The organism is Enterovibrio nigricans DSM 22720 (genome assembly GCF_900167155.1).
GTDB classification, from domain to species: Bacteria; Pseudomonadota; Gammaproteobacteria; order Enterobacterales; family Vibrionaceae; genus Enterovibrio; species Enterovibrio nigricans.
Map to the genome: position 1 here is coordinate 1 of NZ_FUXU01000067.1, position 22,709 is coordinate 22,709.

Sequence of the window (22,709 nt, forward strand, 5' to 3'; positions counted from 1 at the left end):
ACGAGGTTTAGACATGAGACTACGACGATTGATGGGTGTAGCCGATCAGATCGTAGCTTCTAGATTTAGTTCCATCGATTTAAGCAACAAAGCCCCTTGACGTAGATGAAATGGATTTGACCAAAAATGAAAGGCGAATAACGAATGAAAAATTCACTATTTATGATTAATAATGCAAACACCTAAGTCAGTTCTGTCTAATAGTAATTCGATAATTAACGTTACTATTTTAAGCCCACAGAGAAATGGGAGCATTTAAAGAGTGACTCATTTATAAGAATGCTCATGTAAAAATATGATTTGGTACTTTTTTAATTGAGTACTGAATTTATATTAAATCAATTCCGTGTCATTACTGAGAACCCTTACAGGGAAAATTAATGCTTATGATTCAATCAGTAGTCACATTTTCACTCCAATATTTGACACGTCTCCGAATGAATTTATAAGCCATTGATTGCACGGTAGTGTGTTATAGAACAACCTTCCCCGCCAAATACGTAGTCTTGGTTTTTCAACATATTCTGCACGAGTTTCTCTACCTTATTTAATTCGCATGAGAAATTATCATGGAGATATTAAATCAGAAAAATGTGAGCTCGATATCTACTTATAAAAAAGGAAGAGTTTAGACCTCGAAATATATTGCAAATATGTTTATACGTGAAATAATCCGCGGCGCAACAAATGTTAACACAAATGCAACATCTCGCATTGAATTGATAACTTAAAGCTATAAAAAAACTGAAAAGGACTCGGTAATGAAACGTTTTATTTCGGCTGCAGCATTGGCATTGTTTGCCAGCTCGGTGTCAGCAGAAGGGATCGATGAGGCGATTAACGAAATGATCGCCCCCATCGTAAACCCCTTCGTAGGTATGATTTTCTCCACCATCCCACTCCCCTTCGTTGATGCAGAAGCACCATGGATTGTGTTGTGGTTGGTTGTCGCAGCGGTGATCTTCACCCTGTATCTCGGCTTTATTAACTTCCGTGGATTTGCTCACGCAATTCGATTAGTTAAAGGTGACTACACGGATCCAAACGAACCCGGTGAGGTATCTCACTTTCAGGCTCTCGCAACAGCGCTGTCTGGTACCGTTGGTTTGGGTAACATCGCAGGTGTTGCTGTAGCAATATCTATCGGTGGTCCGGGTGCGACCTTCTGGATGATCCTTGCGGGCCTTCTGGGTATGTCCACCAAATTTGTAGAGTGTGCGTTGGGTGTTAAATACCGGAATACGAATCCTGATGGTTCTGTCTCTGGTGGTCCAATGTACTACCTGAGCAAAGGCCTCAAAAACCTTGGCAATCCTGCTTTTGGCCGCACGTTAGCCGTTTTGTTCTCAGTTTGTGCAGTCGGTGGAGCCTTGGGTGGCGGTAACATGTTCCAAGCTAACCAAGCATTTAAGCAAGTGGTTGGCGTTACCGGTGGTGACATGTCATTCTTCGCGGATAAAGGTTGGTTGTTCGGCCTGATCATGGCGGTGATCGTCGGTGTCGTTATCATCGGTGGTATCAAGTCAATCGCGAAAGTGACTGAGAAAGTCGTTCCTTTCATGGCGATTGTCTATGTAGGTGCAGCACTTGTGATCATCATGCTGAACATTAGCCATGTTGGCGATGCGTTTGGCGCAATCTTCAACGGTGCATTCACGGGCGAAGGGGTCGCAGGTGGTGTCATCGGCGCAATGATTCAAGGTTTCAAACGCGCGGCATTCTCGAATGAAGCAGGTGTAGGTTCGGCGGCGATTGCGCACTCAGCAGTAAAAACCAATGAACATATGTCAGAAGGTTTCGTGTCACTGCTTGAACCATTCATTGATACTGTTGTAATTTGTACAATGACCGCACTGGTTATCATCATTACAGGTCAACTGTATGAAGGACAGGAACTGACAGGTGTTGATCTAACATCTGCGGCATTTGAGAGTGCCATTTCCTGGTTCCCTTACGTCCTCGCAATTGCGGTGGTATTGTTTGCCTTCTCAACCATGATTTCTTGGTCTTACTATGGCCTGAAAGCGTGGACGTATCTATTCGGTGAAAGCATCCGCGCAGAAATTACGTTCAAACTTTTATTCTGTGTGTTTGTTGTTATTGGTGCGTCAATGAACCTTGGCCCAGTTATCGACTTCTCCGATGCAATGATCTTTGCGATGGCACTGATCAACATCATCGGTCTGTACCGTTTGGTACCAGAAATTAAAGCAGATATGAACGACTACCTTGCTCGTCTTGAAAGCGGTGCGATTGTTCGCCACAAAAGCTAATCATCGTCAGCAATAAAAAAAGAGATGCCAAATGGCATCTCTTTTTCCGTTATGGGTACTTCTTACCCACCCGCTAATTTGACGGTGTGTCCTTTCTTTTCAAGGTACATTTTTATTTGGTCGCGCTTGTCGCCTTGAATTTCTATTACGCCATCTTTCAATGAGCCACCACAGCCACAGACTTTCTTCAGTTCGGCTGCCACAAGTTTCAATTGTGTCTCTTCCAAGTCCAACCCAGTCACAAGACAAACACCTTTGCCTTTACGTCCTTTTGTTTGACGTTGAATTCGAACGATGCCATCACCTTTCTCGCGAGCCGGTGCTTGTTTTTCTTCTTTAATTCGTCCGGTTTCGGTTGAATAAACCAAACGGCTGTTATCGTCTTTCATAATCCACTCTTTGACGCGTTGCAATGCATACATGTTATCAAAAGATGCGTAAACGATTGAAGTAAAATAGCGTACAACAAGTTTACTTGCATTGGACGTTAGCGCACCAGAGAGTGCGAATCGATATAATTCTTGATCATGGGCAGTGAACCTTTGATCAACTGGCCTCTAGCCAGAATATACCATTGCCCTGGCTGCTTCTCATCACTCATGATCTGAAAACCTTTATAATTTTCAGCGCGAGCATTTCGAGCAGCACGGAAATCTTGGCGTCCAAACTCAGAAGGACGACGAAATATACGCGTGTCACACCACCAATCAATGCATTGTTTCACACCCAAGAGGCTTCCTGACACACTCTTACCATTTACTATCGAGGTATAGTGATCACCAAGGCTTTCAATTTGATGCCCACGATGAGAATACCGTTTTTTCATTAGCTACCTGTTCTTCATAGTTCGAATTATTTTGCGGGGGAGATTCTAAAGAATATAGCTGGAGATGAATATAAAATTTGGAACCAAATTCAAAAAATATATTCATTTACGAACAGAAGGTTACATATGGTTAAGCCAATGTTACTGCTTGGTAGTAACGTTTTTATCGACGAACAGTTTTAATGCTGGTAGTGAGCCTTTTAGCAGGTTTCCTTGAATAATCATGTACCATGCTTTCTCGTCGTCTTCAGAGTCATTCATGATTTGAATGCCTTTGTACTCTTCGGTTTTCTTCGCTTTTGCATCTTCAAAATCTTGTTTTTCAAAATCATTTGGTTCACGAAAGATGTTTGTGTCACGCCACCAATCGATAGACTGCTTAACACCAAGCAAGCTCCCAAGAACTCGCTTCCCGCCAACTCGGGCACTGTACTCCTCCGTCGCCTCATCGGCTAACTCTACATTATACCCGCGGTGATAAAGACGTTTTCTCACTGTAAGCACCTAGCCAAAAAGTCTATTCGACGTTACAGATGTAACATTTATGGTTTTCAATCTGTAAATTAGACCAGATTCACTAATACTGCCAAATTTCCATTTGGTATAAGCAAGGAAAACTGATTTTTGTTTAGGGGGTTATGTGAACCTGACACTTTTTTAATCCCGATAATGATGGAATAATACGGAACACAGCATATTAGTTATAGTGCATTAAAGAATGAAGAAGATTGAACCAATACTTGATCAGGTAGAAAAGAAAGAGAGCATGGCCCTTTTTAAACAAGGACCGGTCGATTTAGAAGCTTGGTCAACGCTTACTAATAATAAGTACAGTCACAATTCCCTTCTCAGCTTTCAGAACGACTGGATAACCTTCGTGACTTACTGCCGCGAAGTCAATGTGTCGCCTCTTCCCGCCGCAGTGACTGCTGTACGTCGATTTATTGAGCATTCGGCAAAAACGCGAAAAGCGTCAAGCATAAAAAGATACATCATTACCCTTTCCCTGATGCACCGCGTTCACAGTTTGCCAGACCCAACCCGCAACCGTGAAGTGCGCTTCACACTCAATCGCTTGTATCAGGAAAAATCAGATGATGCGCTGCAAGCCAATGCGTTTATGCTGTCCCACCTCACTGATTTGGCCAACAAGTTTGGCAGCAGTGAAAAGCTAAAGGACATTCGTGACTTACTGATTTGGATGCTCTGCTTTGAAGGTATGCTAAAGCGAAGTGAACTGGCAGCATTACCCCACGACGCACCGAGAGAAACCGAAGATGGTTTTGTTTTGGCTGTAGACGAACACCTCATTGAATTGAGCGAAGAAGCCAAAGAACAAGTTGAAAAATGGCAAGAAGCAACGGGTATAACTGACGGGCCTTTGCTTCGCGGCATTAATAAACACGGACATTTGAGCGAAGCCCCCATGGACCATTCCTCCATTTACCGTGTATTTCGTCGTGCAGCAACAGAACTGGGTTTGGAAGGCAGGCTGACATTCTCAGGCCAATCACCACGCGTTGGCGCAAGCCAAGAATTGGCGGAGGCTGGGAAAACCATCAAAGAAATTCAACATCAAGGAAGATGGAAAAGCCCCGCCATGCCAGCCCAATATGTAGGGAACAAAACGGCAAGTAGCGAGGCCATGGACAAATTTAAGCGAAAAATAGAAAAAGATTAACGCTTATTCAAACCAGAATGAATGCAACTCTCTAGGTAATCAGAGAATGTATGTCCGTTGTGTTCCATTAGTTTTGGGAACATTGAAATTGGCGTCATACCTGGGTACGTATTGATTTCATTAAGAAGCACGTCACCATCAGACGTCAGGAAGAAATCAATACGAGACAAGTCTTTCAATTTCAAATGAACAAATGCTTTCTCTGCATAATCACGCATTTGTGCGATTTGTTCATCGGTCAGATTCGTCGGTTCTACCGTTGTCAGGCTATGACTTCCGGTACTGTATTTTTCTTCATAGGTATAGAAGCTGTCCTCCGGGCTACAAATCTCACCCGGATTTGTTACGATTACCTTCCCATCAAAGTGGTATGCCGCGAGCTCAAGCTCACGAGGACGTACCGCTTTTTCTACTAACACCTGATTCGAGTAGGTAAATGCATTTTTCACCGCATCTTTTACGCCCGTTTTTTCGGTGACCTTGTAACATCCCACCGACGAACCCTGACACGCCGCTTTAATAAAGAGTGCGCCCCAGCGATCAAACGCTTCTTCTGCTTTCACTACACTCTCCGAGGTGTTTTCAGTCAGGAAAACATATGGAGTGTTTGGGATACCAATGGCATCAAACCAAAGCTTAGAGGTGATTTTGTTGAAACAAACAATGCTGGCAGAAGAATCACAGCCCATATAAGGCAAACCAGCCAGTTCAAGCAGCGATTGAATGTCGCCAGTCTCTCCGGGGAAACCATGAATACACGGTATTACATAATCAATGCTGACCGTTTCATTGCCAATATTCAGCGTCTTATCCATGTTCAGGCGACAATCCTGCCCGTCCATGTCTTTCCAGCCGTTCTCTTTGGTCAGTTCTACGCGAATAACAGATACAGAAGGCAATTTACGTAATTCAGACTCTACGTAATTCGCGGATACCAATGAGACTTCGTGTTCGGCGCCACCGCCGCCACACAACAACAATACTTGAGTTGGGTTCATGACCTTTCCTACTCTGCCCTGACAATATTCAGGGGCATTAAATATTCATCTGCACAATCCGGTGCATAACAGAAAGCCGCTCTATAGTAGACAATCGTTTTGCGCCTTTCATCCGAAGAAAAGCAAATATCCGGTAAATTTTGCGTGATTGCGCAAAATCCCAGCGCATCATGCGACATTCCTCTTCAAAAATTGGCGTTTCTCTTTTTGCACATAAGAAAAAAGAGAGCCGAAGCTCTCTTTTTATCCTGTTAATGACGACTAATTCAGTCTTGTCATTTCCGGTGTTGCTGAAGACTCAATGGATGACATAGAACGAATGAACGGACCAAAGGCTTTAATGTTTTTTGGCAGTGCATTCAGTGCTTTTTTAGCATCAGCTTTCGACCCGTACTCGCCATAAAGCAAGGTATACCAAGGCAGTCCATCCACCATCTTCTTGTTAGACCAAACAGGCTTATCCGATGGCAGTTTATTCACGTAATCGCCAAAGCCCTTATTGTGGCTTAAAGCAACAACCTGAATGGTGTACTTGCTGCCAGACGTCATCGCTGGCTTGGTAACAGGTTTCGGTGCGGGTTTTGCGGTGTTGACGGGTTTGGTCATCACTGGTTTTTCTGTTACAACCGGTTTTGGCGCAGGCTTAGTTACTGGTTTCAGTTCTGGTTTTGTTGCTTCATCAGCCAGATTCACCGCAACAGTCTGTGTCACTGGCATCACTTCTTCTTCGGTTGTCTGTGTCAGGATCTGAGAGGTTGTCGCCCCTCCCACACAACCAGCAAGAACAAACGTTAACGCGATGGGGAAAATTTTCTTCATGAATATTCAACTGTTATGAGCCATTACTCTCTATTTTGAACCTAGGAACGTATTCATTCAATAGAAAGTACGAGGGGCCTGACAAGACTCTGCATCAGGTCACACATACTTACATTTAAATTGTGTATTGCGAGACTGCCTAGAGAGGTAGGATTTGCAAGATGAGCTAACTTCCTCTCAGAGGTTAATAGAGGGCAGTAAGCTTTTGACGACAAAGGTAAGTTGTTTTCGCCGTGGATCACAGCAAAGGCGATGTACGAAAGCAGCGTACTCCTATTCACGATAATATAAGCATGCCTGATAGTGTACGTTGGAGAAGGATATGACTGGCCTAGATTTGCTCTTTAAACCAAAATCCATAGCCGTAATTGGGGCGTCTGATACCCCAGGAAGAGCCGGAAATGTCATTATCCGTAACCTGCAATCCGGCGGTTTCAATGGGCCAATTATGCCCGTCACCCCAAAGTACCAAGCTGTTGCAGGTATCCTCGCGTATCCAACGATAGAATCTCTACCCTTGGTGCCCGACCTCGCCATACTTTGCACACAAGCATGCAGAAATAGTGAATTGATCCGTCAACTCGGCGAGAAAGGCGTAAAAGTCGCCATTATACTGGCTGCGGGCATGAAAAAAACGCTCTCTCAAAACGGGCAAACCGAGTTTGAGGTGATGCGCGATATTGCCTCGCGCTACGCGATGCGCGTTATTGGCCCCAACAGTTTGGGTATGATCTTGCCTTGGCTTAATCTCAATGCGTCGTTCTCACCCATACCTGCAAACAAAGGCAATATCGCCTTCGTCTCTCAGTCTGCCGCGGTATGCACCACCATTCTTGACTGGGCTAGAAACAGACGTATTGGATTCTCCACATTCATTTCTTTGGGAGAGGCCAGCGACATCGATTTCCCTGAGCTATTGGATTACTTAAGCCGCGAAAGTAAAACCGATGCCATCATGCTGTATATCGACAATATTCAGAACGCACGTGCCTTTATCTCCGCTGCACGAGCGGCATCTCGCAACCGCAGAGTCTTGGTGCTTAAAAGTGGGCGAACACCTGAAGGCGCTGCGTCACTTCCGCATTTGCATGCTGACGATCTTGGTCTCGATGGTGCCTATGACGCTGCGATACGACGTTCTGGTATGCTTCGCGTTAAAACCACCCATGAGTTATTTGCAGCGGTAGAAACACTCTCCCACTCTGTTCCGCTTAGGGGAGAAAGACTGGCGATCATCTCAAACGGGGGCGGCCCTGCAGTAATGGCGGTTGATGCATTGCTGGAAATGGGCGGAAAGCTAGCCGTCCTGAGTGAAGAAACCATTGATAAACTCAATACCATTCTTCCCGTGAGTTGGTCTCAAGGAAACCCTGTCGATATCGTGGGCGATGCGGATATAGATCGCTACAAGAAAGTGACTGAAATACTGCTTGAGAGCGATGAAGCAGATGCACTGCTTATCCTCCACTCCCCGTCAGTCACCGCGCCCGGTTTGGCAACGGCCAAAGCCCTTGCAGACATGCTGAAAAATAGTCAACGTGCAAAACGTTTCAATATTCTGACTAATTGGCAAGGTGAAAGCGATGACGCCACCGTTGCCCGATTGGCATTCGCACACGCGGGTTTCCCCGCCTATCGAACACCAGAAAGTGCTGTCACGGCATTTATGCACTTGGTGGAATACAGACGAAACAAAAAACAGCTTATGGAAACCCCCGCCTCTATTGGGCAAATTGATTATGATGTTGATGGTGGACGCACACTGATCCAACAAGCCATTGACAGCCAACAAACGTCGTTAACCACCCACGAAGCACGGCCCTTCTTAGCAAAGTATGGCATCAATGTAATGGCCACGTGGTTGGCCGAAGACGCCGCAGAAGCCGCACAGATTACCGAACAGGTAGGATACCCTGTCGCCATTAAGCTTCGATCGCCTGACATTCCACACAAGTCTGATGTGAACGGTGTCATGCTGGATCTGAATAATGCTGTTGAGGTAGCAAACGCCGCGCAATTGATGCTGAACCGAGTATCACTCTCTTATCCGACAGCGCGTATTGAGGGGCTTCAAATCCAAGGCATGGCCAACCGTGCTGGCTCCCAAGAATTGCGCGTTTGCGTCCGACACGATCCTGTTTTTGGCCCTGTCATCCTATTAGGCGAAGGGGGTTCTGAATGGAATGTTAACCGTGATGCCGCCGTTGCTATCCCCCCCTTAAACATGACACTGGCGAGCTATCTTGTGATTGGGGCCCTGAAAAACGGGCAACTTCGTCAACATGGCCATCCTTACACGTTGGATGTGAATGCCCTGTGTCACTTTTTAGTGACACTGTCACAAATCATTATCGATTACCCTGAAATAAAGGAGCTCGATATCCATCCATTGCTCATTACGGGTGACAATATCACAGTGCTAGACGCATCTATTCAGCTTTGCGCCTTCCAAGGCGATGCCAATACTCGTTTGGCAATTCGTCCTTATCCTAAAGAGCTGGAACAACACGCTATATTAAAAGACGGGACGCCTATTTTGCTACGTCCTATCCTTCCCGAAGACGAGCCCAACCATAAATCGTTTGTTGAGAGAGTGTCTGTCGAAGATTTGTACAAACGGTTCTTCTCCGATGTCGGCGAACTGAATCATGAAGCGCTCGCGAATCTGACCCAGATTGATTACGACCGCGAAATGGCGTTCGTCGCTGTGCAGCGTGAAGCCAATGGCTGTGATGAAATTCTGGGCGTTGTTCGTGCACTGGCAAACCCCGAGCACACAGATGCGGAGTTTGCGGTATTGGTTCGCTCAGATCTGAAAGGAAAAGGGCTTGGACGTATATTGATGGATAAAGTCATCGACTATGGACGCTTAAGCGGCCTGAAACGACTCAATGGCATGACAATGCCATCTAACTCAGGGATGATCGCTCTCGCACAACGTGTCGGTTTCAGTATTGATGTTCAAATTCAAGATGGCGTAGTCGAAATGGATATGATGCTGTAATCCTTCAGCCACCAGCGGTTTCAGATCGAAAAAGCCAGCATCTAGCTGGCTTTTGTCTACTGACTTTGCTGCATTTGGCGGGTTTGGTTCATGGTTCTTGAACCCGCGGTACCGTAAGTGTTGATATCGTATCGATTGGGTGAATAACCACGCTGTTTGCGGTAATTGATATCTAATTTTCTCAGATCAATGCCATATCGCTGGTTTAACTGTGAAATCACTTCATCAATTTTAGCCTGAGGCGAATTTTGCTCTCTGAGGAAATAGTAAAGGTTTGTTGCTCGTTGCAAGTCCATCTTTGTCTCCTCTTTTCGTTGTTAAGGAGAGTCTACGCCTGAATCAAAAAAAGATAATCATCATAAAACACAATTCATTATTACTCAGTGGTAATAATGAATTGTGTTTGCTCACCGCAAAAAGGACATTAGGACAGCCCTTTTATTCAAAGATACTGTAGTGACGAGCAACATTCGAGGTCACTTCTCCCCAATAGGAAGATTTCACCCGACTCTGGTGAAATTCAAACGCTGCTTTGTCGATAAATTCTTCATAAACGTCAAATCGAAATGGGTTGCCCGCGTTTTGGCTAACCTCAAACACAAGGCATCCAGCCTCTTTGCGCGTTAGCGTGCTGTGGTTTTCCAATTCAGCTTTAACAACGTCAAAATCAGACTCTGGTACTAGGATGTGCCCTTTCAATATCACTTTTGACATGCGTCCGCTCCTAGGTGCCGATATGTAGCCCGTGTTAATGTTCCCGGAATCATATGTAGACCATCAAAATCGAGGACAGGCACAGCAACCTGCTTTGCTAAAGGCCAAAAAAACCGACGCAAATAAATCGACAATTAACGAAAAAATATTTTCCAGTCATAATCGGTTCCAATATTATTGGGCACTATCGATACAGATCAATTACTTAAAGTCATTTCCAGAATTATGGGGCCACTTCTTCGTCAAGTGCCCCCTTCATACTAAGCAGCACTATTATGCTAATGGCGCCATCAGGCTTCAGAAGCCTCCATGCCGCTACCAAAGTAATTCCAGAATGCGTTGGATAGTTTCTCCCACGATACTGTACTTGTGGCTTCTTGACCCGATTCATTGATTCGGGTCACTTCACCTTCGGTGTATTCATCGGCGGCTTTGTAACTGCCGGCTGCTACACCACCTGCTGCTGCGCCAGCCCACTCGAAAGCACCGCCATCTTTTAGCAGATAATTTGCTGCAAAGTTTTCCGCACCATCTCGCAGTTTCTCTGGTATAGGAAGCTCTGGGAGGTTTAAACAATATGAACTTACGTCAACAGATACTGATATCGCTGCTTTGGTGATCGCTTTATCGATTTGTCGACCATAGTCACCACCCTTCATTGCACCGTATCCAGCCCACTCACCTATGGCCGCGGTATCATAGTCAGTTCCTACCATCAAACCACCCACAACACCGCCAGCCACTGCACCAACTTCTACAGGTATTCTAGCCTTACCGCCGGCGGTCTTGTTATCAACATAGCCAACAGCAGCACCTGCCGCATTCGCGCCTCCCATACCTCTTTTGGCATCATCCAACTTCGCCCCAACATAACCTGAAACGACGCCGCCGCCTGTGGCAATCACAGTTCCGCGAGCACTGGCATTATGTAACGTGGCGGAGGCTGCCGCGACGGTGCCTCCCGCGGCCATTTGAACGGTGTCCGAGCTGCCTTGAACTTTTTCTGCCATTGCGCCTGCAAACTTGTTGGACAGCTTGTTGGCAAACCAACCTACAGATGCACCAATCGCGAAACCTATAGCACCAACACCGATCGCCACACCCAAACCAGCGCCAAATCCTGAAGCAATTCCCCCAATGAGACTCCCTAACCCGATTCCCATAAATATTGTTCTTCGAACCTTGTTGACCTTGAGAATGGTGGACGTTTTACATCCCTTCTTTTCAAGATAATGGGTGATCTTGTTATCAATGTATTTGTCTGCTTTTTTCAATCCTTTATGAACTAGCGTATTTGCGATGGAAAATAGGCCATTGGGATCCCGCGACGTCGTAGGATTATTCCTTACCATCCGATAAAGGTTCAGCCCATCTATCGTGCCTGCCGGATCTGCGCTGAGCCATCGCCCTGACCAAGGCTGGTAATATCGGAATCCATAATAATACAAACCGCTGCTATCACGTTCTTTCCCGGAGTAACGCACGGTTTTGTATTTCACTTCGGTCTCTGACTTTGACGCTCTAACCGATGTTCCACCAAAGGGATAGTATTCTTCTTTGGTAAGAATATTGGCGTTGTAGTCTAGTTCGATTACGCTGGAACCTAGCTGATCATTAAGACTAAAACGTACCTGATGATTGTCGATATCTGTTGGTTTGCCTTCTGTCCAGTTGAGCAATCTTGCTTGATGTTGCCCTGACGCGCTTAGCGTCAGTGTTTCTAGCGCTTCACTGATGACGTCGCCATTTTTACTGCATCTTAATTCCAAGCCGGGTAAGTAAATTACCTCCTGCGTGTTAACGGTACCACTTGCTTGGCGGCTGTCTTTCTTACGAACCCGCATGCCTTTACCGCTGTATTGATAATACTCTGCATCATCAGGTTCATTCGCACGGGCAATCATGGTGACGGAGCTTAGTTGGCCTGCTGTATTCCAACTAAGCGCGTTTCCATTGTCGAGTGATAATTGATTCCCGGCAGCATCGAACTGCTCTTCGATGCCATCAGTTGTGAGGTTATTGTCTTTATCGATCAGGGCGTGGTTGCTGCATTCTGAAACAGCAATATTGCGAGTAAACTGGGTGGCGCCATTGTGTTTCACTTGAGTTAAATTGCCACCACGGTCATAGCCGTAACTTCGTGTGTAAGCAATGTAGTTATCACTGTCGATACTTTGCAGCGCCGCGTCATCATGATTACCGCTACCGTCACTGTTTTCGCGACCACCACCGGATATCAATTGATAGAGGCTGTCGTAAACAAATGTTTTATTGCCGTCAGTTTTCTGATTTTTGTAATAGCGCGTTGCCACATTGGTATCTTGAATGTCTGTAATATTGCCCACGGGATCATAGAGGTAGCTGAGTGACTGGACACATTCACCATTTGAACGTGTGCTTTTAACCGTCGATAAGCGTAAGGTTTTCGGCTCGTAGCTAAAACGGGTTTCAACACCGTTTCCACTGACCTCGGTCAGCTTTTGCCCAGACGCGTTATAACTGACCGCTTTTAATACTTCTTGCTCTGCGCCATCTTTTACCTTTACCCAGCTCTGGGCTAACCGACCGACAACATCAAAGTGACTTCGTTGTATGTGCCCTTTAGCATCCGTTTGTTGTGCAAGCTGTCCAGACGCTGTGTATTGCCAAAGCGTGCTGAACACAGTTTCCTCCAACACAGATTGCCACTGTGCTTCTTCCTCGCCTTGCCAATCACTTTCTGTGGTCATTGGGAGAAGCTGGCGTTTTTGTTGTAATGGCTGCCCTATTAACGCAAAGCCAAGCTCGCTGTAGTCAACAAGGCCCGCTGTATCATAGAAACGGACGGCCCTTCCTCGTAGATTTTTCTCTTCGGGAGCGCCTTCTTTCTCGCCATAGACCCATCGTTCTGCGATGCGGCTATGTTGGTCTTTATCAGTTTCAGTGCGGGTTATTGGGCGGCCTAGTTCATCATAGGCAAACGACTGCTCGGTTTCTTTCGCATCTATCTGCCAAAGTACACGCCCTTCTGCGTCATAAAATGCTTTGCTGAGTCCCTTATCCAAACTATCGCTAGAAAGCGTTCGACCGGACAACGAATACTGACGTTGAAAATTGACGGTTCCACCATTTTGGGTGAAAAGCCTCGGGTCTACCTGCGTTTTAAGATGCCCCTGTACATTGAAGTCATTTCGGGTAATACGCTCATCCAGTTCCGCGCCTTCCTCGGTGCGGTGATACGCCAATCCACGCAAAACTTGGCCTTGTTGACCCAAAACCGCGATTGAAGGGGGGCCGTGACAGAGAGAATAGACGTTGCTCATAATGCCTCCTTGTCGGTCAACGTATCGTTTTCATCTTCAGCGACAGTAAACCAAGGGAAATGACGGGTCTGTCGATAAAAACCTGCTGCAACTTCAACTTTGCTTTCGCGTCCTAACGCATCGTAATAATGCAGGTCGGCATAACCTTTATCTCGCTGCTCACTGTCCACGATATACACCCAATTGTTGGCAAAATAAGGCTGATAAACCCGTACCATTTGTCCTTTGTTGTCATATTCAACTTGGCCACTTATCGCCCATCGAGGATCTGCATTTTGTTGAGTGGGTTGATTGCTGTTGTCCAACACAAACTCCCCTGCATTGGTGATGCAGTATGCCTCTCCTGGTACATCTCTCATCACGCTTTGACGCGTACGTCCAAAGCCATCGTTGTAGATGATCGCGATAGCCTTTTGTTGGGTCTCTGGATCGTCAGGGTAACGATCTGCCACCACGCTTGCGCTATGCACGGGCGCACGCGAAGCTTGAAGCATCGGTGTTACATAAGGGTTTTCCTTGTTAGCGGGGTCGGTAGCCCAACAGTGACCTGATGAGCGAATGTAGGCGAGATTGGCGTCGCTGTCAGAAAGGACGACCAATCCTTGTTCAATGAGCGCATTCCAATCTTGGTTGGCAATTTTGGAAATTTGTCCCATCCAACTGAATGCGTCATAAGCAAATCGTGCTGCGACGTCTTGTTTATCTGCACTCAGTCCATTTTCGATCAAATCAGAAACGGTCAGTGCGCTGCAGTTTGTGTCAGTGAAGCTCGCAAAGCCAACTGTCTCGCCTTGCTCGGTTCCAAACCAGGTCATCGCAATCACTTGACCCAACGCATTCACTTTGACCGCTTGTGTATTTCTATTCGCATCGAGTAATACCGAAGGCTGCATAGTGCGATAGTTAAACGTCGTAATTGCTGTCTCGTTATTCAGCGCATCGGTAGCCTTTGTCAGCAAACCATAGCAATTGTATGTGTACGTCGTTTTTCCGGTGAGTAAGGTATTTTGTGACCATTTTGGAAGGTAAAAATTGGTGTCATCATAGTCACTGAAACCCTGCTGGGTAACCCAAACGGTATCTTCCACATTGTCGTTATCGCCCAGTATTTTTTGTTTTTCGGTATATCTCCCCTGCTGCAACATTTGTGTTAACTGCTCCGGTGACAAACTCCCGTCATACGCTTTGAGCGCTATCTGGTCATACTCGGCGCTCTCGGTATGATCAACAAGCACCGGCAAGGTGGTTGGTGTGGACTCCTTGTAAACGACGCATTGCTGCCCCCCGTACGTTCTCGGTAGCGTAACTAATGGACTGTTTGCCGCTGTCAGTGCCTCGTAGCTGTAGTATGTTCCTTGCAACGAGTCATCTGTTAAGTGGTCTAGTCGACTTTGTGCGGGCACGCCTAGTAGCCAAGCATCAGGCTCCTCAAGGTGATGATAACTTTGACGTTGTTCAGCGAATCGCAACACGTTTTGCTGGGCATCGTAAGAGCTTTCAACAGACGAATTGGGTATGTCATCAGGATATTGATTCGTGGCTTGGTAGGCACGTCGAGGGTAACTTATTGCGACCGTTTTCTGAGGAAGTCCATATTGATCCCTCATAAGGACTACATTTTGATTACATTGGGGATCCTCTGAAATGCATTCATATCGATATGACAAGGTCTCGAGCAATGCGGGGGAGATAACAGGGCTACTGGTCGCTTGGCTGGCCTGACAGACTCGTACTTGATAACGATAGGTGGTCACGCCATAAGGTGTGGCATCTTCTCCAAACACTTCCTGACGCAAAATCTGCCCTTTGAGCCCACGGTATAGCCACCATTTGGTTTCATCGTCGACATCTGACAGCAAAACATCCGCGTTATTCTGCCATGTTGTCAGTCTTGAACACGGTAACGTGTATGCATCTTGGTCACCGTTCCATGGTTTTGCTGGCAGTGTTGTTTCACTCTCTTCTCTGCCGCTATGATACCAAGTCCGTGTCACCAGAGCCGGACTAAAACTGTCTGCGTCGCCTGTGCCTTTGGAGTTTTCAGTGACATCTTTGGTCTCCACGAACACGTAGCCGCGAAACTCTCGCTCCTTTCCATCATAGAAGCCTTGAACATAATTAATTTCCTGACTCAAGGTGTTGCTAGTGATCTCATCGGTTGAAATCGTTCGAGAGAGTAAAGGGAGCGTCAGGGGTAAGTGGCATATTGCATTGGCATTAGCCTGTTTCTCATCCAACCAATATTGCGCTGAACTACGATACACCCATTGGGTATCAGCGCCGATATTGTTGTTTACGCCATTCAGTAGATAAGGTTTTTGTTTGCAAAAATCGAGTCGCAAGTGTCGCGCAGTTGGGTACGGTGTCGTCAACAACAAACTCGCCGTGCCATTCCCTTGTAAGTCAGCAATGCTGAGTTGACTGAGTTGATCAAAAAAGACGTTGTCAGGGAAAGGCAATATTTGGGGTGCAGCAAAACTGTTGCCTGCTTGATTAGCGTAGATAGCCAGTTTGTCATGGTGGACATAGATCAAATCATTGGCACCGGAGCCGTCCAAATCGGCAAGATATAGCTGATCGGGGTTGAATGCTTCGCCGCTCTCTCCGATCCATTCCCAACTAAAGTTGATTGCCGTATCAAAAGTACCCCGTCCCAAGTTTGGCCAGCACTGTGCTGTACCTTGGCTGATCTTCACTAGGTGTGCTTGGCCGGAGCCCAGAATGTCACTAAAAGCAACGAGGGTTTGTGCATCTCTACCTGCCACAGGAAGCGTAATGCCATCGGCTTGCTTTATATCTTTAGGGGATTCAAAACCTGTCCGTTGATTCGCATAAAATCGGACGCTATTTGGGCCGATGAGGGTGAGATCAGATAAGCCGTCACCTATGAGGTCTGCCAGTTGTGCTTGAGGATGAAAAAATTCGTTGGGTAGTGCTGAAAACGGCGTAAATGCTGACCATGTTTTGTCAGGATTCAGGCTGAAACACCCTGCCAACCCAGGAATGGCGACAACCCAATCGAGCTTGCCGTTTCCATTTAAATCAAGCAATTGCCCTTGATTTTGCATGCTCGGCAGCTGAGGGACGCTTTGCCAAGGGGCATAGCTAATGTCGTCACCATTATCACCGCGCACGGGTTCACGGTAATGCCATCCCTGCTCTCCTTGATATAAAACGCCGGATGAACCTTCTCCGTAAAGATCCACTAATTGAAAGGGGTGACCTGTATTGAGTCCCGGCAATCCTGTCCACGATTGCCAAGAAGCAGCGTCAATGTCTTCACCGCTGAATGCGGTATAAGACAAATCCAGTGGCGGTTGCATCATGGCGGAATCATCTTCTCCGTATGCCCATGCGTGCACACCTCTCAACTGTGTCAGTAATGCGTTTTCGTTGTATTCCAGTATGAGGCGCTGTACTAACGTATCCGCTTCACCTAGTTCATCAGGGAAATGGTGATACATCAGTACTTGTCGACACAAGCGCAAACAGCGGGTTTCGTAACCGAAGTGATAACCAGAAAATGGATCTTTACGCATTAACCAGTAAGAGTTCGCATGCATTGGCGGCACGACTTTCGGGTCTGAAGATCGCTCTCCGTAATCGAAAACAAGGCTGAAAAGCCAATCTGGCGTCTCCGCGTCATCCCACGCATACAAATGCTTTGCGGGTGCGAGGTTTCCGTAATGTACTTGAACGAGATAACACAGTGCACCCAGTGTTCGCGCGGTGTCTATTGTTGCATGCCCGTCCTTTTCATCTTCTTTCTGATAGGTGTAGCAAACATGCTCACCAGTTGGAGAAACCGTTTCTTCTATGAACCATTGGGCAATACGGGCGTTGTTCTCTTTTGCGTGAGCTGTGCGTGCTTCCGGCGTTTTACCTAGGCAATGCAAGCTGCCATCACTGCCATGAACAAGCCAAAAACTGTCGTCTTCGTCCGTTTTGACTTGCCAGTGTTCGATCAGGTTGAAGTCGGTCTCAACACGGGGAAGATAGCGTGTCACCAAGTATTCTTGGTCGAGTGTTTTATCGCCGTAAGTTGATGCCACGCGCGTGTCTATATCACCGTTCGCGTTGCGCTGTGCTACCAAGACCTCGCCTTCAGGGCCTACGAACTCATCGTGTTTATTAAAAAGAGGGACGCCGCGATTGCTTCGACGAGCAACACTCAACACAGGAAGTTGCCACCCAATACCAAATACACCGTTACCTGCCGCACTGCTGTACTGCAATGCTAGCTCTGGCGAGAGTCCCCTTCCGGACGTGATTGGAAGAGGAAGATTAAACGAACAGGCACCATCGGGCCCAGCTGCACCTAACGCCCCTTGCATGGTACGGATTGCACCACCACCTTTTGGCAAGCTCGGCGGTGAAACGACCAAATTCTGTTGTGACGGATTATTCATAAGCATTCGTCACCCACCCACACAAAGCGATAAGCATTATGTGGGCAAGCTTTACTCCTTCAAATGGCGTTATAGGTTAATCGCGGATGGTGTAGCGAATGTGCAGAATAACGTCGTTCAGACTCTCTACAATCGCTTGCTGCTTTCCTTTTGCGTTCGGGAAACTCAACGTCAAACAGCTATCCGTCTCATCACCTGCAATAGGCAACCCTTCAAACGGCAAATAGCGGCTGTCGTTAAAGTCCAACTGGAACTGCCCGCTGTCATTAATGCCGTAAGAAATTGCGGCCTGACGGCAACTTTGATGAATGCCATTGCCATTGCCGCTGTAGCTCAACACCGCTTGAATATCTTGATACGGCCCCAGTAGCGCAGGTAGTGAAACACTGACTTGCTTGATGCGCCTTACCGAACCTAGATTCGTTGGGTAGTCTTTTTCGAGTTCCAGTGAAGAGAGATTAATGGTGGCCAATAAGGACTCGCTATCCAGAGAAACGGAGAAGGTCGTTCCCGTTTTAGTGCCTTCATCTATTGCAGCCTGTACCGCAGCATTGAAGTTGGTATACGAATCGTCACCGGCCAGCTCTTTAGCCATTTCATCCGCCAAGGACACAGTGCGGTTAACTTCCAACGCACGTTTATCCCAAGCCAGATACGATGACTCCATTCTGGTTAGATTTAGCAGTAAGGTTTCACCGCATAACAAGCCAGCATGGCTGTCATCCCACGCACCAGGCTGAATAAAGGTCGAGCTGTCTTGCGTTTCCCATTGATAACCGGCCTGCGCCTTAAGACATCGGGACACGGTTAAGTCGTAGAATTGGTAGAACAAAGAAGACAGTCTTCCTTGTAGCCAGCTGTACAGTGCTTGGTTGCTGTATTTGTTTTTGAGGAAGTCCTGTTGAGCCTGCAACTGTCTTTGTTGGGTTACCAGTATTGATTTTTGCATCTCACTGGCTTCTAACTGCACTTGCAGTGCATTTTGTTGTGCCTCAATTTCGTTTACCGCTAATTGGGCATCATCTCTGGCACTTTCCCATTCCTGTGCCCGTCGGCGATATTGTTCAGAGGTTTCTTTTGCCTCGGCTGCTGTGGTATTGGCCGAAGCCGTCGCGTCTAAGCAATAACCACTGGCATTCGCCATTGCACCTAATTGAATGCCACCGACGGCCATACCAAATATATTGGGTGCCATATCTAATCCCGCGCCAGACGTTCGGAATATATTGGCTTGTGCAGTTAGGCTCCCTGCAGCAATACGCGCATCCATTGCACTTTGTTCGGTACGGCTAACCCCTTCATTTAACCACGCTTGATAGGTATCTAACGATGCTTGGGCACGGCTTAGGCTGACGGTAAGACTGTCTTGTTCAGCTTTAAGCTGCTCAATACTTTTGTCCTGCAAGTTGATGTTTAACTGCATGAGATCTAGCGCCTGAGTCTGCATGAGCATATTCAACGCTTCGCCATCTTTACGTTCAATCGCCGACAGCAAGTTGCTGCCGTATTGGCTTAGCTGGTTTACTAGCAAACGGGCACTGTCCAACATCACAGGGAAGCGTTGGATTGAAATGGCACCTGCGCTCAAAGAACTCGACGCGCCCCCTCCCACCGCTGCTGCATTTTGCAGTGCTTTTGGATCGGCTGGCGTGGCATACAGCGGCAGGTTTAAGGGTTGCCCATCAATCGTCAAATTGTGTCGCAAGTTATACAAGCGCTGATTTAGCGTCGTCCAATATCCTGCTAACTTAGCATTCTCCTCAGGTAGGAAAATGGAGAGTAAACTGTTTGCCGTTCCTGCAGATTGCACAGTCGCTGCAAAACCTTTAATTGCTAAAGACTCGAGCGCCTGCTCGTTAAGCGGCAACTGCTGTACCGCATACGCTAAGCTCGGCTCGCCCCAATCACTGCAAAGTGGAATATCAGGCTCATCACCAAGTAAATTCAGGGCAGTCACATACCACATTTTCGCTTCTGAAAGCGTGTCTTGCTCCAACATGCGGTAAGCAGCATCACCACGCGCAATCAAAAGATCCAGCAATTTCATGTAAGTTGAGACTTTGTAGTGCATGGGGTCACCCTGCGCGACTATATCCGGATCGGTACTGTCGGTTTGGGTTTCATCCCACGCGGTGTCTTCTTCTAACGGTCGCACATTCCATTGGCGTTCGACATAAGAAGGGCTAACGTCATCACCTTCAACATTCCCGCCCGGACTGAACACATATTTCAACCAATGTTCGGTATCTTCAAAATTTTGGGTTTGAAGGAGGCGCTCTGCGACCAACATCGGGGTGTAATAAAACAACTCCCAGAAATAGAGGCCATTGGCACCACAAAAATCCATAGGCTCGGAATCAACTTTAAGCGCAGTTGCAGAAGTTAGTCCGCTAAATGTGCCCTCGTTGTAAGTATCATCTATCGCCCAACCATGTGGATCTGAGGTGTCTGCTCGTACAAATCGAATTTGATCAGTCAACCCAGATTGATACTCAGCGCGCATATATATGTGGTCTTTATTCCCGTAGGCGTTTGTCACCCGAGGCAAGAACACACGCACCGTAATTGAAGACTGTTCATCTAACTGACCTGAATGGATTAAGAATTTGTCACCATCTTTGTAAACGTTCGAGTTGTAGAGTTTGTAAAAGAGGTTCTCACCATGAATGTTGTCGTCGTAAGCATCTAAAACGATGTCGACATACGTTCCCTGCCCCAGTTGTGGTTCAGGAAGTAGCTGCGCATCCCAGCACAACAGATTGTCTAAGCTGCTATTCGCTCTTCGAATCAACTCGTTAGCAAACAATGTATTGAGACGGATGCGTTTGGGCTTGCTCGTCGCTTCAAGATAACAAGCCTGATTACTGCTGGTCAGAATTTGGAAATAATCCGCTGGGTTTATTTCGACATCTTCTTCTGTCGACGTCGCTGTTGCGGCGAATGTAACGGAATAGACGATAGGCGCACTTTCCAAATGTGGCGCCCACTGCCGGACTTCCAACGTTTGGTTGGTTTGACAACCTGAAGGTGGAATTTCAACCTGCTGGCTGTAAGTCAGATCCTTTTGGGTTCCCGCATCAAGCGATGTGTATTCCGGTTCTGGTGTGTTAGCCGTCGTCCATCGGTAATCCGTATTCTTGTACGTCACAAAGCCACTGTATGACATTGTCCAAGGCTGGCTCCATGTGTTTGACGACACACCATGGGATGTGGGATGAACACTGAGTGCGATACTAATATCACCAACCTCACTGTCTTTCGACAGAGCGTTCGTTTGTTTTAGCGTAACGTTATGGGTGTTGGCAGGGCCAGATTCTATTTGCTGCTTATCATCTCCAAAACCAACCTCAAAGGCAGGTGCATAAGGCTTCGTTTGGACTTCAAACTTACACGGTAAAAACAAATCTTTTTGATGATTGTGCGCCAAGTCGTCGGTCACACAAACCGTGTATTCACATTTCAGCTTATTAGAACCCAAATCTACCATGTAAGGCGATTCGTCAGTCAGGTGAAACTTGAGGTTTCCATTGCCGTCAGGAGTCACATTTTGAGACCAAACTAACGACAAGTCTTTGTCTGTATTGCTTTGCCCTTCGCCTACACGATAGACATACATGGTTTTTGTTTTGGTTACACGGGAGCTTTGTCGATAAACAACGAAATTCATTGAGACTGATGTCACTGGCACCGTTTGGCCACTCTGTTCGAATTCGAGCGTACAATTGGTATCACCGCCATGAAATGCGTAGTCATGACTTGCATAGGATGTAAACTGACTAGGTTCTTGCGTTCTGTCTATGTTGAAGCTTTTAATCTCAATCGTTGCCGTGCTTGTGCATCGATTTACGGCATATTCCGTAGTTACGCCGCTTGATGTCACATCATACACATCACCCGACTTGTCATCGCTTTCAGAACTTGCTGGCGTAATCGTTGGTTCCACAGGATTGTCACTGACGTTAATACTTGCAGAAGAAGAGAAGTCTAATACCGGCGGTAAAATGGTGTTCTCGACACTGGTTGTTGACGTTTGAGGTGTGACCTTCAACCAGTCTGGGTCGCAGTTGGTAACGGTTTCGTTTTTGTCGTGGTCTGCCGAGAACTGCACAGAGTTTATGTAGCGTACGATCTTGTTCGGTGATGAAGTCGTGTTTAAGTTATGGAAAAAATAACTAAACAAGCTGATGGAGTTCTTGTCATATTCTGTCGTTGCGTCAGAGAATGACATGGTATTGCTAATAAAGCCGCCCGCCCAAGAGCCTAGAACATTGGTCGTTCCCTCATCTCCATCTCCATCATCTTCGTTCGGCCCATAGGCAACTGCGCTATCATTTGAAACACTATAAAAAATGGCCAATATCGCATCTTTGGGTGGATAGTAAGAGAGGAAAAAATCATCCAGTTCTCCCGTTCCCGCAGCTTTGGATAAGTTTGAGAACGCAATGGCCGGACTCCAATCGCCATTCAGTTTGCAATAGCTCAACTGAAGTACATGACTGTAGTATTCTGGAACGTCACTCGGCGTGTCTGTTGATTCGTATTGTGGTAAGACCCCAGAACTCTATACACTTTCAAGCTTCTGATAATACTGTCTTTCGTATTCATTCGGTGACAGTCCACCATTAGTACCATGATTCCGTTTTGGATTGTAGAAGTACTCGATATATTCAAATATCTCAGAGC

General features: G+C 46.6%; 14 protein-coding genes. 3 read left to right on the forward strand and 11 right to left on the reverse strand.

Going from position 1 to position 22,709, the window contains the following annotated elements:
* Nucleotides 1-761 precede the first annotated feature (761 nt).
* The gene (locus tag B5D35_RS17985) at nucleotides 762-2,273 is read left to right on the forward strand and encodes an alanine/glycine:cation symporter family protein (RefSeq protein WP_078753909.1); all 1,512 of its coding nucleotides are present in this window, start codon (nucleotides 762-764) and stop codon (nucleotides 2,271-2,273) included.
* Nucleotides 2,274-2,335: 62 nt separating this feature from the next.
* Here the strand turns inward: B5D35_RS17985 and yciH are convergent, their stop codons facing one another.
* From yciH to B5D35_RS18000, 3 genes are all read right to left on the reverse strand, one after another.
* Nucleotides 2,336-2,662: a stress response translation initiation inhibitor YciH gene (yciH, locus tag B5D35_RS17990; protein ID WP_078753910.1), complete on the reverse strand. Its 327-nt coding sequence runs from the start codon at nucleotides 2,660-2,662 to the stop codon at nucleotides 2,336-2,338.
* Between the two features lie 98 nt (nucleotides 2,663-2,760).
* Nucleotides 2,761-3,099 carry a DUF3319 domain-containing protein gene (locus tag B5D35_RS17995; RefSeq protein ID WP_078753911.1) on the reverse strand — a complete coding sequence of 113 codons (339 nt, stop codon included), beginning with the start codon at nucleotides 3,097-3,099 and terminating at the stop codon, nucleotides 2,761-2,763.
* A 141-nt stretch (nucleotides 3,100-3,240) separates the two neighbouring features.
* Nucleotides 3,241-3,594 (reverse strand): DUF3319 domain-containing protein, encoded by a 354-nt coding sequence (locus B5D35_RS18000; protein ID WP_078753912.1) that lies wholly within the window; start codon nucleotides 3,592-3,594, stop codon nucleotides 3,241-3,243.
* Nucleotides 3,595-3,817: 223 nt separating this feature from the next.
* On the opposite strand from B5D35_RS18000, the gene B5D35_RS18005 reads away from it, so the two are divergent.
* Nucleotides 3,818-4,780 carry a tyrosine-type recombinase/integrase gene (locus B5D35_RS18005; RefSeq protein WP_078753913.1) on the forward strand — a complete coding sequence of 321 codons (963 nt, stop codon included), beginning with the start codon at nucleotides 3,818-3,820 and terminating at the stop codon, nucleotides 4,778-4,780.
* On the opposite strand, the gene B5D35_RS18010 is transcribed toward B5D35_RS18005, so the two are convergent.
* Together B5D35_RS18010 and B5D35_RS18015 are read right to left on the reverse strand one after the other, a co-directional pair.
* Nucleotides 4,777-5,778: a D-alanine--D-alanine ligase gene (locus tag B5D35_RS18010; protein WP_078753914.1), complete on the reverse strand. Its 1,002-nt coding sequence runs from the start codon at nucleotides 5,776-5,778 to the stop codon at nucleotides 4,777-4,779. The two genes, B5D35_RS18005 and B5D35_RS18010, sit on opposite strands and share 4 nt — an antisense overlap.
* Nucleotides 5,779-6,039: 261 nt before the next feature.
* Entirely contained in the window at nucleotides 6,040-6,597 is a 558-nt protein-coding gene (locus B5D35_RS18015; RefSeq protein WP_078753915.1) for an SPOR domain-containing protein, read from the reverse strand.
* Nucleotides 6,598-6,919: 322 nt separating this feature from the next.
* Between B5D35_RS18015 and B5D35_RS18020 the strand changes: the two genes are divergently transcribed.
* The gene (locus tag B5D35_RS18020) at nucleotides 6,920-9,601 is read left to right on the forward strand and encodes a bifunctional acetate--CoA ligase family protein/GNAT family N-acetyltransferase (RefSeq protein WP_078753916.1); all 2,682 of its coding nucleotides are present in this window, start codon (nucleotides 6,920-6,922) and stop codon (nucleotides 9,599-9,601) included.
* Nucleotides 9,602-9,657: 56 nt separating this feature from the next.
* Here the strand turns inward: B5D35_RS18020 and B5D35_RS18025 are convergent, their stop codons facing one another.
* The 6 genes from B5D35_RS18025 to B5D35_RS18050 form a co-directional block, all read right to left on the reverse strand.
* Entirely contained in the window at nucleotides 9,658-9,897 is a 240-nt protein-coding gene (locus B5D35_RS18025) for a hypothetical protein (RefSeq protein WP_078753917.1), read from the reverse strand.
* Between the two features lie 142 nt (nucleotides 9,898-10,039).
* Nucleotides 10,040-10,315 carry a putative quinol monooxygenase gene (locus tag B5D35_RS18030; protein WP_078753918.1) on the reverse strand — a complete coding sequence of 92 codons (276 nt, stop codon included), beginning with the start codon at nucleotides 10,313-10,315 and terminating at the stop codon, nucleotides 10,040-10,042.
* A gap of 290 nt (nucleotides 10,316-10,605) precedes the next feature.
* Complete coding sequence (locus tag B5D35_RS18035; RefSeq protein ID WP_078753919.1) at nucleotides 10,606-13,617, reverse strand: RHS repeat-associated core domain-containing protein; 3,012 nt, start codon at nucleotides 13,615-13,617, stop codon at nucleotides 10,606-10,608.
* Nucleotides 13,614-18,032, reverse strand: a complete 4,419-nt coding sequence (locus tag B5D35_RS18040; protein ID WP_078753920.1) for a SpvB/TcaC N-terminal domain-containing protein — start codon at nucleotides 18,030-18,032, stop codon at nucleotides 13,614-13,616. The genes B5D35_RS18035 and B5D35_RS18040 overlap by 4 nt, the downstream gene beginning before the upstream one ends.
* Before the next feature lie 70 nt (nucleotides 18,033-18,102).
* Complete coding sequence (locus B5D35_RS18045; protein WP_078753921.1) at nucleotides 18,103-22,509, reverse strand: Tc toxin subunit A-related protein; 4,407 nt, start codon at nucleotides 22,507-22,509, stop codon at nucleotides 18,103-18,105.
* Nucleotides 22,510-22,587: 78 nt separating this feature from the next.
* Nucleotides 22,588-22,709: IS3 family transposase (locus B5D35_RS18050; protein ID WP_139367802.1), on the reverse strand; the 122-nt coding region annotated here is incomplete at its 5' end.

What these genes read in the sequence shown, in the direction of transcription:
- B5D35_RS17985 (WP_078753909.1), top strand. Translation starts at nt 762, where the DNA reads ATGAAACGTTTTATTTCGGCTGCAGCATTGGCATTGTTTGCCAGCTCG.
- yciH (WP_078753910.1), bottom strand. Translation starts at nt 2,662, where the DNA reads ATGAAAGACGATAACAGCCGTTTGGTTTATTCAACCGAAACCGGACGA.
- B5D35_RS17995 (WP_078753911.1), bottom strand. Translation starts at nt 3,099, where the DNA reads ATGAAAAAACGGTATTCTCATCGTGGGCATCAAATTGAAAGCCTTGGT.
- B5D35_RS18005 (WP_078753913.1), top strand. Translation starts at nt 3,818, where the DNA reads ATGAAGAAGATTGAACCAATACTTGATCAGGTAGAAAAGAAAGAGAGC.
- B5D35_RS18010 (WP_078753914.1), bottom strand. Translation starts at nt 5,778, where the DNA reads ATGAACCCAACTCAAGTATTGTTGTTGTGTGGCGGCGGTGGCGCCGAA.
- B5D35_RS18015 (WP_078753915.1), bottom strand. Translation starts at nt 6,597, where the DNA reads ATGAAGAAAATTTTCCCCATCGCGTTAACGTTTGTTCTTGCTGGTTGT.
- B5D35_RS18020 (WP_078753916.1), top strand. Translation starts at nt 6,920, where the DNA reads ATGACTGGCCTAGATTTGCTCTTTAAACCAAAATCCATAGCCGTAATT.
- B5D35_RS18025 (WP_078753917.1), bottom strand. Translation starts at nt 9,897, where the DNA reads ATGGACTTGCAACGAGCAACAAACCTTTACTATTTCCTCAGAGAGCAA.
- B5D35_RS18030 (WP_078753918.1), bottom strand. Translation starts at nt 10,315, where the DNA reads ATGTCAAAAGTGATATTGAAAGGGCACATCCTAGTACCAGAGTCTGAT.
- B5D35_RS18035 (WP_078753919.1), bottom strand. Translation starts at nt 13,617, where the DNA reads ATGAGCAACGTCTATTCTCTCTGTCACGGCCCCCCTTCAATCGCGGTT.
- B5D35_RS18040 (WP_078753920.1), bottom strand. Translation starts at nt 18,032, where the DNA reads ATGCTTATGAATAATCCGTCACAACAGAATTTGGTCGTTTCACCGCCG.